This window comes from Blautia glucerasea, from assembly GCF_013304385.1.
GTDB lineage: Bacteria > Bacillota > Clostridia > Lachnospirales > Lachnospiraceae > Blautia_A > Blautia_A ammoniilytica.
Genome location: NZ_JAAITU010000140.1, coordinates 1 through 646, shown reverse-complemented (window position 1 = coordinate 646; position 646 = coordinate 1). Strand labels below are relative to the sequence as shown.

1 rRNA gene is annotated in these 646 nt (G+C 42.7%); it reads right to left on the bottom strand.

Going from position 1 to position 646, the window contains the following annotated elements:
* Window positions 1–455 precede the first annotated feature (455 nt).
* Window positions 456–573: ribosomal RNA gene (rrf, locus tag G5B11_RS18775) — 5S ribosomal RNA — on the bottom strand.
* Window positions 574–646 lie beyond the last annotated feature (73 nt).

The window sequence follows — 646 nt, the reverse complement described above, 5'->3', positions numbered from 1 at the left end:
TGTTATCGATGTCTTCCTATCTTGCGTTATACCAAGTAAATGCACAGGCTGTACAAAAGGCTGCCGGAAGCTTGCTTCCGTAAAGGCTTTTGGCAGGCTGTATATGCAGCGCAGCTGCAACTGAGTAAATCGGAGATTTACGAAGTGCATTTACGCTCCCCACTCACATGGTATGTTAACGTTTTATATCAAGGATGCTTGTGTATCTTATACACAAACTTACATGTATGCAGTTTTCAAGGTACATTTATGACTGATATTTTATCAGTCATTAGAAATCTTAAATCCTTTTAAAATCTCTAATCACTGGTAAAACCAGTTATCATAACAGCACTTCCCTGCTGAATGGGGTTAGCACCAGCCTATCAAATTACGCCTTTTACCGCTCTGTTTCCAACAGAACTCACCTGCCGATGCCCGTTTCTATATAAACAGCTGTAACTGTTCTTTTTTTGATCTGGCGCCCGCCTGCTCTCCCACACCGTCTCCAGTGCAGTACCATCGGCCGCTTAGGTCTTAACCGTCGTGTTCGGGATGGGAACGGGTGTGCCCCCTAAGCGCATCGGCACCAGAAATATTATTAAGTTGTTACATTGATAACTCAACAGTAAAACACATTCTTACTCTACTTCTTCTTCCTTAGAAA